This is a genomic window from Capnocytophaga sp. G2, from assembly GCF_035282625.1.
Classification (GTDB): Bacteria; Bacteroidota; Bacteroidia; order Flavobacteriales; family Flavobacteriaceae; genus Capnocytophaga.
In genome coordinates this window covers 138,223-151,089 of sequence record NZ_JAYKBU010000001.1, presented here as the reverse complement: position 1 = coordinate 151,089, position 12,867 = coordinate 138,223, and the positions used below count along the sequence as shown (strand labels likewise).

Sequence of the window (12,867 nt, the reverse complement as noted above, 5' to 3'; positions counted from 1 at the left end):
TCTTTTTATGATTATTCTGTCATCTCATAAAACCAATTTAAAAAAGGGTCATCGGTTGCTTCGTCGTCCATACTATGAGGGGTTACCACTTCTAATCCTATTGCGGGGATAGTGGTATGAAACGTATTTTGCACCCACTCTTGGTATTGTGTATTGGGGTGGACGAACATTTCGTTCTTATCACTGTTAGGAGGGAGTGGATAATACTCGTCCCAACAAATTTCATCATAACCAATGGCTAAAAGGCGCAAGAAATCCAAAGCGTTTTTCACCAATATACAGGTCATCATAGAGCCTGAACCCGACCCGATATGCACGATTTGGGTACGCCCTTCATCGTCGAGCCACAAGGCACATTCCGAACCATCGGCACCACTACGTGCAAAGACGAGCAAACGGCGCTTTATCTTCTCGGCGTGCTGTTTGTATTGTATTTCTAATAGCTCATTACGATAGGATTCTTCATCTACATTGAAAGTAATAATGGTACCTCCTTCTCGCTCATCATCTGTCCAGCTTTCTTCTAATTTATCCCACGGATATAGATAGCCATAACGCACGCCATCTCTGTCCTCATAATAACCATTGTCCTCTATCCACTGATAGAGTTGGCGGAGTTCTTCAGGGATTTGCATTCCCTCAGGGAGGGCATTTTCTAATTGTTGTAATAAAATATTTTTCATTTTTCTTTACGATTCATACATCATCGCATCATACCAACCTTCAAAATCATCATTTAAGCCATTATCCTCTGAGCTCATTGGTACAAAAATATCTATTCCTTTTGCGCGAATAGATACTTTATTGAAATTCAATTGCTTTTTTACCACTTCCCAGTTGCCTGCCTCTTCAACCGTATTCACACAACGGACTATTTGGGTTGTTCCTCTGTAGTCCAACCACAAAGCTACCATAGAACCATTATATATATTTTCGGCTATTTGCAAAAAACGCTGAGCGGCATCGTCGGCATTCTTACCAAAAGAAATGGTTAAGAGTTCTTTACGAAAGTTTTCTTCTTCCATATAAAAGGCAATATCGATATCTACGTTTACGTCATCTAAGTATGTATTCCTAAAAGGATTTTTAGGATATAGATATCCGTAACGTACACCATCGTCTCTGTCCTCATAATAGCCATTATCTTCTATCCACTGATAGAGTTGGCGGAGTTCTTCGGGGATTTGCATTCCTGTGGGAAGTGCGTTTTCTAATTGTTGCAATAAGATGTTGGGCATAATTTGTTGTTATTTCTCCTTAAAGATATCTAATACTTTATCTCTCACTAATGGAAATTCAGTATATCCTCCTCGGTCGAGGAAGTGTTTCCCTTGTGGAAGACGAATAAACTCACAATTGAGCAAGCGAGAGAGATTATCACTTAGCTGAGTGGGTACTATATCATCATCTATAGCCGAAATAACCACTGCTTTACCTACCATTGGCAAATGTTTGGAACTTGAAAACTTCTCTGCAAATGGGTTTAAGCTCTCGAAATTGGGCACTGGTTCATAAAATCCCGATACGAGCACGATACCTTTAGGTTCTTTTTTGCTCTCCAATAGGAAATCTAGAGTAGTAATCGTACCCAAGCTATGCGCTACTATTACTGTTTGAGGTGTTACATTCACCTGTTTTTTAAGTGTTGCTATCCAATCATCAACGTTTGGATTATCAGGAGAAGGCATTGCAACACGATAGGCTTTAATTTTATGCTTTTTTAATTCTTCTTCTAACCACTTAAACCAATGATTATCGGGTGTGGCGCCATATCCGTGTACTATATACACTTGTTTTTCCATTTTTTTAGTATTTTTATTCTGTGCATAACTTAGAGAAAAGACACTTAAAACTAATATTAATAATATATTTTTCATATAAATTATTTATTTAATAGCAATTTTTGACTTTTTTCTACGCTTTCATTTTAGTAAAGTGTAAAGCAATATATTAAAAAACCTTCCTCTAATAAACTCCAAAGGGGGATATTGAGAAACTAACACAACAAAACTTTCTATTTCTTAGTTGCTCGTTTAGGTTTTTCAAGCGTTTTTATTTCATTACCTAAAACCGTAATTACTTGATTGTTAGAAATAGGTCGCAAATCTATTTTCTGTGAATATTCGTTTACTATTTTTTGAGTAACTTCCTTATATGGAAAGTTCAAATAATGAGGCAAAAAGTAAAAATCTACCAAATGTAATCCTGAATAATCAGTTAATTCTGGAGCTTTTTTAGTTTCATCCATATCACTAACGAACTCAATATTAGGAGAAGCAATGATAGAACCTGCCGAAGTACCTATGTACAACTTTCCGTTATTAATTTGTTCTATAAGTAGCTTGTCTGCTCCTTTCTTTTTTAGTTCCTGCATTAGGTAGAATGTATTCCCTCCAGAGATAAAAATATAATCATTTTGCTCTAATGCTTGGGCTATTTCTTCGGTAGTAGCGGTAGAAACTTCTAATTCTTCTATGATAAAACCTAATTTTTCAAAGGCTTTTCTATCATCATCTACATAAAAACGCACTTTTTCTACCAAACTTGCTGTTGGGATAAAAGCAAGTTTTTTCCCATTTACGGGTTCACCTGCAAAATCTTCAAACAATTTTGCTACTGAACTGAACGATGAGGTTAAAAATAATCTTTTCATATTTGTATTTTCGTTATTCGATAGTGTGTTTTGACCTCTTGAAAAAGAAAAAATACTACACAGAACTATCGTTGTTATTAATTTTATCATCTTATTTATAACTTCAACGTATCGTAACGATACGTAAATTACTCCTTGTTGAATAATTTACGTACCGTTGATACGTGTAAATGAGTTGTTTTTAACTCTCTTTGGTGCCATTGCTTGCCGTTTTGGGATTCTTTTTGGCACGTGTAGACCTACTTGCTTTCAGCGCTACGAGCTTATCAATATGAATATTGATACGTGCAATAAGCTGATTGAGGGTTTCAGTGGGTTGTATCACAGCAAGAGCATTGAGATGCATAATGATTTCGCGATATACCACATCGATGTCTTTGCGAATGAGCCTGAGTGCGCGAGTCCCTGCGATAGTGGAAGCCCGCTCATCGCGGCGTGTTCGGTAGAGCTCCATAAAGGTGTTCTCGGCTTCTTCAAGCCAATTCACCCATCGCGCTAACGAAATCTTCTTAACCGCTGCCGCATACTTATCGGCGCGAAGGTCTTGAATGAGGTTTTGTGTCTTGCTGTGTTGCGACTCGAAACTCTCGGAAATGATATTGCCATAGGTTTTGAGCAATATCTTAATAAGCACTGCCGCCTCGCGTTCCTCTTTCGTAGGACTGTAATAGGCTTCGTTTACGCAAGCCGAAAGTCCGCGAAACATATTGTCGCGATTGCGGTCTAATTCCTTCAAGCGATGCGTGTGCTCACTCTTGGCAACCACCTCAAGCGATTTGTTTTCCTCCTCCACCAAAGGCGTAAACTTACCCAAAAGGGTAGCGAGCGATTCAATATTGGCTTGTTCTAATGCCAATTTTACTTCGGTTACGAACCCGTAATGTTCGTGGTTCTGTAAACTTGCAATAGCAAGTCCTTTAATTCTTTTATTCATAATGAATCTCGGTTATGATTTGTTAAGAAATAATGCCACAACAAACGTACCAAAAGCCTTGATTTTCTGTCTAAATTAGCCGTCAGAAGTGTTAAACTTTAAGATTTAAAATTGTGAAAAGATATATAAACTAATTATTGTTTGGCAAATTCTTCTAAAAACTGCCTATATAATGGTACACTTCTCTCAATCCATTCGGTTGTACTGTTCAGCTCGATGCCGTAATAGGCAAAAAACGGACGATAATCGACGTGAATGTATTCGAACGTGAGTTCAAAAGGACGCAACAATTCCTTAAGGGTGTACTTGTATTTTTCGTTATGCGCATATTCACGCTCATCAATACCTGCCGAAATGGCAAGCGTTACCTTTTTGCCACCTACTTTATAACCGCTTTTGCTTCCGTAAGCCCAACCGTAGGTAAGAACTTCGTCTTGCCATTTCTTTAACAACGGTGGCATACTAAACCAATAGAGCGGAAGCTGAAATACAATGTGGTCGTACTGCTCTATCAGTTGTTGTTCCTTCCTGACGTCGATATGTTCGTCGGGATATACTTTGTACAACTGATGTATGGTATATTGCTCTGGGTATTTCTCGAGCTCCTCAATCCAACGTTTGTTGATGAGAGAATCCTCTATATGAGGGTGTGTTACTATAATGAGTGTTTTCATTCGATACGAGCCGCACGGGCAATTAATGATTTAATTAAATTGTTAATATATTTAAATTGCTTAATCAATTTACGAATAATCAAAAGTGAATAGTACGATACGGCTTACGGGCTCGTAAAGCATAATGATAGCATCGATACCGCCACCATACCAATCGTAACTTGCCGTTTCTGCAATAAAATAGAAAGGGTTTCCTTGATAGGTTATACTAATCCCATCGTTAGGGAGGTCATTACCTATTTCTATTTTCATATCAAATGCTTTCGGAAACTCATCACTTTCAATAGTTGTAGTCCAATTTCCGTCCCATATATCTCCCCCCAATCTGTTTAAGTAGTTCACTTTATTCAGTTTTCCGTCGTATTCAGGAGAATATAAATTAATTAATGAGCCGTATTTCTCGAAATTTGCTTTACTTTTCTCGTAGCCTTTCTGCATTTCTTGAAATTCCTTTTCTTCTTCGGAATTGAAATCCCAGTCGTGAATGGCTGTTCTTTCAAAAAATCCTTCTTTTCCCAGAAACTCAAACTTATTATCATCAGTCAATTTAAAGGCTAACCAATTCGTAGCAGTATATTCATTATGATATTCGGTAGTATTATAGCCTATATAAACCTCGTAAGGCTCAAACGGACTGAGCATATATACCTTTTGCCCTGCCCATTCGGGGTTGAGTTCTACCAAATCGATACTCATCAGGGGCAGAAAATGCTTTTTGAGCCACTGTTGGTCTTTCGTAAAGATGTCTTCTGCCTTAGGGAACGCCTGTAAATGGTCGTTCAATTCTTGAATGTTTTCTCTTGAGAGCATAATGATAATTATTTAAGGTTTCTGAATTTAGGACGAATTGCCATTCGCCGCTACGCATACTACAAAAACGATGTTATGAATAATCAAAAGTGAATAGCACGATACGGCTTACGGGCTCGTAAAGCATAATGATACCATCTATATGCCCTTTACACCAATCATAACTTGCTGTATCTGCAATAAAGTAAAATGGATTTCCTTGGTATGAAATCTTAATCCAGTCAGGTGAGGGTTGTCTTTCATACTCCAATTGCATATCGAAAGCCTTTGGATACTCACCATCATCAATAGAGCCTTGCCAATTTCCACTCCATATATCTCCACCCAAATTGTTCAAATAATTTACTCTATTGGGTTTGCCTTGATATTCGGGATAATTAGTATCTACTAAGGTACCGTATTTTATTATGTTTTTCTTGCTTTGCTCATAGGACTCCACCATTTCTTGAAGTTCTTTCTCTTCTTTAGAATCGAAATCCCAGTTATGATATTTAGTTCTTTCAAAAAATCCTTCGTTTCCTAAGAACTCAAACTTGTTATCATCGGTAAGTTTGAACGTTACCCAGTTAGGGGCAGTGTATTCATTGTGATATTCGGTAGTGTTTCCCCCCATATATCCTATATTCGCCTCAAAAGGGCATAACATATACACCTTTTGTCCCGCCCATTCGGGGTTGATTTCTGCCAAATCGATACTCATCAGGGGCAAAAAATGCTTTCTGAGCCATTGTTGGTCTTTCGTAAAGATGTCTTCTGCCTTTGGGAACGCCTGTAAATGGTCGTTTAATTCTTGAATGTTTTCTCTTGTTGTCATAGTGTTTTGTTATTTATAGGGCTTGTCGGATGAATCAGACTAGTCAGACGAGTCAAATAGCGACTTTGACAAAGTTTAAAACTTTGCTAAAGTGTTGGGCGAACAGCCATTCGCCCCTACCTCCAGCCTCCTCCTAATGCTTTATACAAAGTAATGCCATACTGCATACGGGTAAACTGTGCGTTGGCTACACTAAGCTCGGCGTTGAGGCGGTTTACTTCGGCTGTAATGACCTCTAAATAATTCACCATACCGCTATCGAACAATTGTTTGGAATAGTCGGTGGCATCTTGATAGGCTTTCATTTCTTGGGTTTTAAGCTGAATGAACTCGTCTTGCGAACTGAATTGACGCATTGCATCGGATACTTCTTTGCCCGCTGAAAGAATTGCTTTTTTGAAATTCAGCAAAGCGGTTTCTTGAGCAGCTTTCTGCACTTCGTATTGGGTGCGTATTTGTCGGCGATTGAGAATAGGTTGTGCCAATCCTGCTATAAAATTAGCAAACATTGATTTGGCAGAAAACCAAGTATCGAGTTCGGTACTACTGATACCTCCACGAGCGGAAAGAGTAAGCGTAGGATAGAAATTGGAATGCGCTACATTCGTAAGTTCAAAGGCGTTGCGTAAGTTCAGTTCGGCACGTGCCACATCAGGACGATTTTCGAGCAGACTTAGCGCATATCCTTGATGAAACTGTGTGGGGAATTGTTGCTCAGCAAGCGTGCTTCGTTCTATGTTATGAGGCTCTTCACCCAAGAGTACACAGATGGTGTTCTCCAATGCCCAAACGCTATTGTTGATAGCAATGAGTTGCGCCTGTGCGTTGTATACAAGTGCTTCGATTTGTTTGGTCGCTACTTCGGTAGTAGAACCTGCTTTTTTGAGTTGTTTGGTAGTTTCTAAACTTTTGGTGCGAAACTCAATAGTTTGTTCCAATACCTTTTTCTGTTCGTCGAGCATCAGTAGTTGGTAATAAGCCGTTGCCAAGGTAGCTACCACTTCGGATTGTACTGCTTTTTGGGCTTCCAAAGTTGCTAAATAAGAGGCATAAGAAGCACGTTTTTGAGCGGATAGCTTGCCCCATATGTCGGCTTCCCACGAAGCACTACCTGTGATATCGAATAGATTGTTGTAAGTACGGTCGGGAGCACCACCTCCAGCATTTAATGATGAGGTGCTACGAGTATAGTTAGCTCCCACCGAGAGGGTAGGAATAAAAGATGCCTTACTTTGTTTGAGGTAGGCTTGTGCTGAAATCACACTTTGCATCGCTACACGCACATCGAGGTTATTGGAAAGTGCCTTGCTGATGTGTTGTTGCAAGAGCGGGTCGGTGAAGATATTGCGCCAAGAGACATTGGCACTACTAAGACTATCCGTAGAGATATTATCCGTACGGAAAAGTTTTTCATTTACGACATTGGGACGCTCGTAAGTTTTGCGACCTGCACAAGCGGTAAGGGTAAGGGCTACAAAAGCCGCTGCGAAACCTTTATAAATGATTCTGTTCATAATCTTAATTTAGGTAATAAGTAATAGATAATAAGCGATAAGGTTTTATAATATTAATTATTTTTGTTTATCTTTGATATGTTGGTTATAGTAATCTTCAGTATAGACAAGGACAGTATACCGAGAGAGCTTTTCTATAGTTTCGGGAAGTTCATTGCAAGTGCGTATCTCATAGGTATAAAACTCTCCGTTGCGCACATGCTCCTTGAATGCTTCTTTGTCTGTTGTGATTTTTTTATCATTGAGATAAAAGGAAATCCCATACGTACAAATTGTTTCCCTTTCGCACTTATGCCAGAGAATCGAATAGAGTGTTGTATTAAACTCTTGATGAGGTGTATTCTCTACCACACAGTATTCTTCATACTTTATCTTACGCCCTTTCAACTTTGTTTCTCCGTCAAAATAGAGAATATCAAATAGTTTTGCTTGTATAGTATAGTTTCCTTGGGCATCGGTATATACCTTTTCTCTACCATTGGATACTATTGCCGTAGGGAAAGGTTTCTTTTTCTCATCAAAAACCCTTCCTGATACGATGATTTGCGCCATAGTGGAAAGCGTAAAAAAAAATAGAAATATAGTAATTCGGGTCATAGTTGTTAGTTTTTAGTCCTCTCTGACGAGTTGTGTTCTTCAGTTGGATCAAACTGATTGGAAGGGTCAGACAATTTAGATAGTTCAGCTAAGTAAAATTGGTACACTTCCCAGATTTCTCTATATCGTCGTTCTTTCTTGTTCAATCTTCGTTTGCCTTTTTCATTAGCCATTTCTGCTGTTTTTTAGGACTCTTCCTCAGAGATAATATAGACGGCTCCATATTTAGTATGCCTACCAATAAGTGGTAGTGCATCTATAATGTAACAGATTTGTTGTCAATCCTTAATGACTTATGAGTTTTGGTTAATCTTTCTCATTCCCAAAGCAGATATCGGGGCGTTTTGGCTTTATATTCTAGATATTCTTTCCCGTATGTTTGTTCGCAATAACGCTCTTCGCCCAATATGGTGAAGTGCATCGCAATCCCGAAGGGAACAGTAACGATGAGCAGCCAAAGCGAGGCGCAGGCAATGCATGTTCCAAGCATTGCCGTAAAAAAGAATAGGTACATGGGGTTGCGTGACCAACAATAGATGCCGCTCTTAATGGTTTTTCCGGCTGGGTCAATGCCATAGCTGTGAAATGCCCAGATAAAGGCGGCTAATGACAGGGCGAATATCGTGGCACCGACAACAAACCATAGCGTGCCCAACTTAAACGGGACAAAGACCGAAAGCACAAGCAACACAATTTGAAGAAACATACTTACCCTGGACCAAAACCTGTCTTTGGACGTATACCACGATGTGTCTACCGCACGCCTGCCCACTTCGCGGAATAAGACCATATAAACAAACTGTATCAGCACTATACCAAACGCGGGTATCCAAGCGTTAAGCCAGCCGAATTGAAAGGTTGTGAAAAATGAAAAATCTAACATGTTACTTTGGGTTTATAAGGTTATAAGTTTATGCTAATTCGAAAAAAGAAACAACCATACGTTCTATATCCTCAGTATCTATTTTTATATCTTTTTCCATCAACAATAAACAAAGGATAATGTTTTAGAGCATTTTTCGGGCGCCCAATAATAATCTTTGTATTAGCCACCTCTTCAGATGTTTTTACCTTTCCCAGTGTATCTTGTACTTGTTGCGCCATAGTGGAAAGCGTAAAAAAGAATAGAAATATAGTAAATCGGGTCATAATTGTTGTGTTTTTCGCATTTTTCTTTTGAATTTTCTTGTATAAATTTTATCTTGTTTTCGCCCTTTTTCATCTCTGACCGTTACAATACCAAAACGACCTTGAGTTCCATAAAGCGCTATAGCCTCTTGCTGTTCTATCTCACGGGCTTCTATCTCCTTACTGTTTTTTATCCTTCTGAGAAATTGCTTTTTATCCTTCATCGGCTTACCATTAAGGGCAAAAAGCTTATCACAAGGCGAACCTCCTACCGTCACCAGACCCACAGTTGTATAGTTGATAGAAGGTTTTTTAAGAGAAGGACGTACAAAATCCATCGTTTGTTCTACGTTATCGGATACAACAACACGGCACTGCCCTACACATTCACTTAATATAGCATCCCAACGGCGAGTTTTTATCTCATATCTTCCCAAGCTATCAGTATATACCTCAGCGTCTCTTTCTCTGTTTTCTATTTTACAGCCAGCGATAGGATTACCTTCATCATCAGTAACCCTACCTGTTACCATTATAGGAAATTTGAATTTTTCCAATATTTGTGCTATTTGGTAGTATTTGTATTCTTCTCGGGTCAATTCCCTTAATTTCTTATGCTGTACTTCCTGCACTTTCTTATATGCCTGTTCTGTTACTATATATATAGCCCCTCCTTCTGCTTGTTTTCCAAAAAAATCTACTGCATTTTTCGGTCTAAAAACTATCAAAGCAGCCACATCTTCTGGGTCAAATGATTTTATTGTATCTATATTTCCTGTATTACCAACTATTTTTCCATCCAAAAAGAACACCGGCTGCGGGCTTAAACCCATCACACACCTTATAGTAGGATTTATATTAGAATCCTCTTGAGGTGTTTTCACCTTCCCCAGCGTATCTTGCACCTGTTGTGCCATAGTGGAAAGCGTAAAAAAGAATAAAAATATAGCAAGTCGGGGCATAGTTGTTAGTTTTTAGTCTTCTCTGACGAGTTACGTTCTTCGGTTGGGTCAAACTGATTGGAAGGGTCAGACAATTTAGATAGTTCAGCTAAGTTAAATTGGTACACTTCCCAGATTTCTCTATATTGGCGCTCTTTCTTGTTCAATCTTCGTTTGCCTATCTCACTGGCAATCTCCTTCGCTTTTTGGAATCCTTCCTTAGAAATCATATAGACCACTCCATATTTGGCACGCCTATCAAAGCGTTTTTTAGCCTCTGGAGGAAGGAAAACAACCACATTTTCTATATCCTCATTAGCTATCTTTATATCTTCTTCAGGTTTTTTTGTTTTATATTTTTTTCCATCAACAATAAACAATGGATAATGTTTTAGAGCATTTTTCGGGCGCCCAATAATAATCTTTGTATTAGCCACCTCTTCAGATGTTTTTACCTTTCCCAGTGTATCTTGTACTTGTTGCGCCATAGTGGAAAGCGTAAAAAAGAATAGAAATATAGTAAGTCTGTTCATAGCTTATTGTTTTTTTGAGCTTTACGGGCTTGTCTTTTTTCGTATTTCCTCTTAGCTTTTTCAGTCACCACTACCAATACCCCATCTATAGCTCCAGAACCACAAATAGCTGTAGCTGCTGCTGGAGTAAGGTAATGAATCTCTTTTGAAATCTTTAACCTACTTGTTTTCTCTCGGAACTCCTTCTTGTCCATAACCATACCATCCAACACAAAGAGAGGTGTGGCACAATGATCCTCTGAAATTTGCACTATTGCACTCGGAGGAATCCGCTTTATCATCTCTTCTATATACGCTTTCTCTGCTTCTTTATAAGTACCTTCAAATGATCCCACAAAATTAATTTCTTGAGTTTTCTCTTCATCAGTAATCAGTTTGCAAGAAGTACAACAATGAACCATCAGCATATCCCAGCGTTCAGCTTTGATCGTGTAATTCCCTAAACTGTCTGTATAACTCTCGGTATTCCTATCTTTGTTATATACCCTAATATTAGCAAGAGGATTTCCCTCTTTATCAGTAACTTTCCCTGAAACCACTATAGGCTGTTGCATTTGATAGATTTCCCAAATCTCTGCATAATGCCGCTCCTTTCGGTTGAATTGTCTATTGGGTGGATTATTGGCAAGTGCTTCTGCTTTCTGAAAAGTTTCCTTAGTGATGATATATAGCACCCCATTTTTTGCTCTACTCCCAAAAAGACCTTTTGCCCTTTCTGGATAAAATACCATTATGTGAGCTATATCTTCTGGTTGGAGCTTCTTGAACTTATCTCTGAGCTTGGTGTATTTCTTTCCATCAACAATACAAAGGGGTTGTCCTTTATGAGAAATTTTTCCTAAATCCCTTATACCTCCGCCTTGGTTTTCCTTAACTTGTGCCGTGAGAGACAGAGAAAACAATGTAAAAAGTAAAAGAATCTTCTTCTCCACCCACTGTCGATTGTTCTCAAAAATAGTTCTGTAAGAATCCATAATCCTTTGATTTTATCATTTCCCCCTACCCTCTTCTTGGAAAAGGGTTCCTTGAGAGACAGATTTTTTAGAATATCGGTTGAATAGCTTTGACAATACTATCCATAGAAACGGGTTGAGGAGTTACCTTGTCGCCAGTGCGTACCCCATTAAGCCCTTGTACGATGATTACATCACCTGCTTTAAGACCACTATTCACTACGACCAAATTATTAGCACGACTTCTTAAAGTAATCACAGTTTGCTTGATAGTCCCGTTTTCTACTTTATAAGCAAATACTTTTCCTTGTTGCTCAAAAGTAGCTACTTCTGGAATCACTAAGGATTTATCGAAGGTTTGCGGAATCAGAATAGTTCCACTATTCCCATTGGTGAGCAAGCGATCAGGATTAGGGAAAGTCGCACGAAATTGAATGGCTCCAGTGGTATGATCTATTTGACCGGTAACTGTTTGTATCTTCCCTTTTTGGTTATAGGTCTGTCCGTTAGCCAATATCAGAGACACTTCTGGAAAGTTAGCTATTTTCTCCTTTACAGTAGCCCCTTGGGTTTGTGCCAAATAAGCTAAATAGTCTTTTTCATTCATAGAGAAATAAGCATATACATCCTTTACATCGGAAACAGTAGTAAGCACTGTATTATTAGCGGTTACCAAAGCTCCTTCACGATAGGAAATAGCCCCTACTACCCCACTTACAGGAGCCTTTACTACTGCAAAGCCTATATTGCTTGCGATCTCATTATATGCAGCCTTAGCGCGTTGTAAGTTGGCTTGAGCTGTTTCAAGTTGTACTTTGCTCACAATATTCTTTTCTACCAGAGGAATGAGCTTATTCACCTCTACTTGGGCTACTTCTATCTGTGCTTTAGCAGAAGCTGCAGATTGGTTAAGAGTTTGTGTTTCAAGCTGAAACATAGGTTGTCCTTGACGAACTGCCTGCCCTTCATCTACCAATACCTTTGTAATATAACCAGAGATTTTTGCTTGTACAGGGCTATTAACTACCCCTTCTATATTCACCGGAAAGGAAAGATTGGAGGTAGTACTCTGTTCTGTTACAGTGATCACAGGTAATGTTTTCTCCTTTTCCATACCCATCTGAACCCCTGCTTGCTGGTTTCCTTTTTTACACCCTATCATAAGGGTAGCAATACTTGCCAAAAATAAAAATTTATTCATAAAAAAATATTATTATTTAATATAGTTCGTTTTTAGTTTCTTATTTCATGGGATTAGTCCCTGACCATGTAATTATTATTTTTCTGTCCTTCTCTACATTTAATACCTCCTTGAA

The 12,867-nt window shown here is 38.6% G+C and carries 16 protein-coding genes; all 16 read right to left on the bottom strand.

Going from position 1 to position 12,867, the window contains the following annotated elements; translation table 11 throughout:
• Positions 1-11: 11 nt before the first annotated feature.
• The 16 genes from VJJ03_RS00835 to VJJ03_RS00760 all read right to left on the bottom strand — a co-directional run bounded on the left by VJJ03_RS00835 (position 12) and on the right by VJJ03_RS00760 (position 12,752).
• Positions 12-683: an SMI1/KNR4 family protein gene (locus VJJ03_RS00835; protein ID WP_323973236.1), complete on the bottom strand. Its 672-nt coding sequence runs from the start codon at positions 681-683 to the stop codon at positions 12-14.
• 6 nt (positions 684-689) lie between these two features.
• Positions 690-1,238, bottom strand: a complete 549-nt coding sequence (locus VJJ03_RS00830) for a hypothetical protein (protein ID WP_314472682.1) — start codon at positions 1,236-1,238, stop codon at positions 690-692.
• 9 nt (positions 1,239-1,247) lie between these two features.
• Positions 1,248-1,877 carry an RBBP9/YdeN family alpha/beta hydrolase gene (locus VJJ03_RS00825; protein WP_323973234.1) on the bottom strand — a complete coding sequence of 210 codons (630 nt, stop codon included), beginning with the start codon at positions 1,875-1,877 and terminating at the stop codon, positions 1,248-1,250.
• 137 nt (positions 1,878-2,014) lie between these two features.
• A complete protein-coding gene (locus VJJ03_RS00820; protein ID WP_323973232.1) occupies positions 2,015-2,653 on the bottom strand; it encodes a peptidase E in 639 nt (212 codons plus the stop codon).
• Between the two features lie 181 nt (positions 2,654-2,834).
• Positions 2,835-3,587, bottom strand: coding sequence for a DUF6261 family protein (locus VJJ03_RS00815; RefSeq protein WP_323973230.1), 753 nt, complete (start codon positions 3,585-3,587; stop codon positions 2,835-2,837).
• A 134-nt stretch (positions 3,588-3,721) separates the two neighbouring features.
• A complete protein-coding gene (locus VJJ03_RS00810; protein ID WP_323973228.1) occupies positions 3,722-4,261 on the bottom strand; it encodes an NAD(P)H-dependent oxidoreductase in 540 nt (179 codons plus the stop codon).
• A 69-nt stretch (positions 4,262-4,330) separates the two neighbouring features.
• On the bottom strand, positions 4,331-5,071 hold the full coding sequence (locus tag VJJ03_RS00805; protein ID WP_323973226.1) for a hypothetical protein: 741 nt from the start codon (positions 5,069-5,071) through the stop codon (positions 4,331-4,333).
• A 73-nt stretch (positions 5,072-5,144) separates the two neighbouring features.
• Positions 5,145-5,885 carry a hypothetical protein gene (locus VJJ03_RS00800; protein ID WP_323973224.1) on the bottom strand — a complete coding sequence of 247 codons (741 nt, stop codon included), beginning with the start codon at positions 5,883-5,885 and terminating at the stop codon, positions 5,145-5,147.
• A 116-nt stretch (positions 5,886-6,001) separates the two neighbouring features.
• Complete coding sequence (locus VJJ03_RS00795; RefSeq protein WP_323973222.1) at positions 6,002-7,399, bottom strand: efflux transporter outer membrane subunit; 1,398 nt, start codon at positions 7,397-7,399, stop codon at positions 6,002-6,004.
• Positions 7,400-7,456: 57 nt separating this feature from the next.
• The gene (locus VJJ03_RS00790; RefSeq protein ID WP_040357894.1) at positions 7,457-7,996 is read right to left on the bottom strand and encodes a carboxypeptidase regulatory-like domain-containing protein; all 540 of its coding nucleotides are present in this window, start codon (positions 7,994-7,996) and stop codon (positions 7,457-7,459) included.
• A gap of 316 nt (positions 7,997-8,312) precedes the next feature.
• Positions 8,313-8,879 (bottom strand): methyltransferase family protein, encoded by a 567-nt coding sequence (locus tag VJJ03_RS00785; protein WP_009744811.1) that lies wholly within the window; start codon positions 8,877-8,879, stop codon positions 8,313-8,315.
• 71 nt (positions 8,880-8,950) lie between these two features.
• A complete protein-coding gene (locus VJJ03_RS00780; RefSeq protein WP_009744810.1) occupies positions 8,951-9,145 on the bottom strand; it encodes a hypothetical protein in 195 nt (64 codons plus the stop codon).
• A complete protein-coding gene (locus VJJ03_RS00775; protein ID WP_323973219.1) occupies positions 9,142-10,086 on the bottom strand; it encodes a hypothetical protein in 945 nt (314 codons plus the stop codon). Before VJJ03_RS00775 ends, VJJ03_RS00780 begins: the two co-directional genes overlap by 4 nt.
• 5 nt (positions 10,087-10,091) lie before the next feature.
• Positions 10,092-10,598: a hypothetical protein gene (locus VJJ03_RS00770; protein ID WP_009744808.1), complete on the bottom strand. Its 507-nt coding sequence runs from the start codon at positions 10,596-10,598 to the stop codon at positions 10,092-10,094.
• Entirely contained in the window at positions 10,595-11,572 is a 978-nt protein-coding gene (locus VJJ03_RS00765) for a carboxypeptidase regulatory-like domain-containing protein (protein ID WP_323973218.1), read from the bottom strand. The genes VJJ03_RS00770 and VJJ03_RS00765 overlap by 4 nt, the downstream gene beginning before the upstream one ends.
• Positions 11,573-11,639: 67 nt before the next feature.
• Positions 11,640-12,752: an efflux RND transporter periplasmic adaptor subunit gene (locus VJJ03_RS00760; protein ID WP_009744806.1), complete on the bottom strand. Its 1,113-nt coding sequence runs from the start codon at positions 12,750-12,752 to the stop codon at positions 11,640-11,642.
• Positions 12,753-12,867: the final 115 nt, after the last annotated feature.

What these genes read in the sequence shown, in the direction of transcription:
- VJJ03_RS00805 (WP_323973226.1), bottom strand. Translation starts at nt 5,071, where the DNA reads ATGCTCTCAAGAGAAAACATTCAAGAATTGAACGACCATTTACAGGCG.
- VJJ03_RS00760 (WP_009744806.1), bottom strand. Translation starts at nt 12,752, where the DNA reads ATGAATAAATTTTTATTTTTGGCAAGTATTGCTACCCTTATGATAGGG.
- VJJ03_RS00825 (WP_323973234.1), bottom strand. Translation starts at nt 1,877, where the DNA reads ATGAAAAATATATTATTAATATTAGTTTTAAGTGTCTTTTCTCTAAGT.
- VJJ03_RS00795 (WP_323973222.1), bottom strand. Translation starts at nt 7,399, where the DNA reads ATGAACAGAATCATTTATAAAGGTTTCGCAGCGGCTTTTGTAGCCCTT.
- VJJ03_RS00830 (WP_314472682.1), bottom strand. Translation starts at nt 1,238, where the DNA reads ATGCCCAACATCTTATTGCAACAATTAGAAAACGCACTTCCCACAGGA.
- VJJ03_RS00770 (WP_009744808.1), bottom strand. Translation starts at nt 10,598, where the DNA reads ATGAACAGACTTACTATATTTCTATTCTTTTTTACGCTTTCCACTATG.
- VJJ03_RS00785 (WP_009744811.1), bottom strand. Translation starts at nt 8,879, where the DNA reads ATGTTAGATTTTTCATTTTTCACAACCTTTCAATTCGGCTGGCTTAAC.
- VJJ03_RS00775 (WP_323973219.1), bottom strand. Translation starts at nt 10,086, where the DNA reads ATGCCCCGACTTGCTATATTTTTATTCTTTTTTACGCTTTCCACTATG.
- VJJ03_RS00800 (WP_323973224.1), bottom strand. Translation starts at nt 5,885, where the DNA reads ATGACAACAAGAGAAAACATTCAAGAATTAAACGACCATTTACAGGCG.
- VJJ03_RS00790 (WP_040357894.1), bottom strand. Translation starts at nt 7,996, where the DNA reads ATGACCCGAATTACTATATTTCTATTTTTTTTTACGCTTTCCACTATG.
- VJJ03_RS00780 (WP_009744810.1), bottom strand. Translation starts at nt 9,145, where the DNA reads ATGACCCGATTTACTATATTTCTATTCTTTTTTACGCTTTCCACTATG.
- VJJ03_RS00835 (WP_323973236.1), bottom strand. Translation starts at nt 683, where the DNA reads ATGAAAAATATTTTATTACAACAATTAGAAAATGCCCTCCCTGAGGGA.
- VJJ03_RS00815 (WP_323973230.1), bottom strand. Translation starts at nt 3,587, where the DNA reads ATGAATAAAAGAATTAAAGGACTTGCTATTGCAAGTTTACAGAACCAC.
- VJJ03_RS00765 (WP_323973218.1), bottom strand. Translation starts at nt 11,572, where the DNA reads ATGGATTCTTACAGAACTATTTTTGAGAACAATCGACAGTGGGTGGAG.
- VJJ03_RS00810 (WP_323973228.1), bottom strand. Translation starts at nt 4,261, where the DNA reads ATGAAAACACTCATTATAGTAACACACCCTCATATAGAGGATTCTCTC.
- VJJ03_RS00820 (WP_323973232.1), bottom strand. Translation starts at nt 2,653, where the DNA reads ATGAAAAGATTATTTTTAACCTCATCGTTCAGTTCAGTAGCAAAATTG.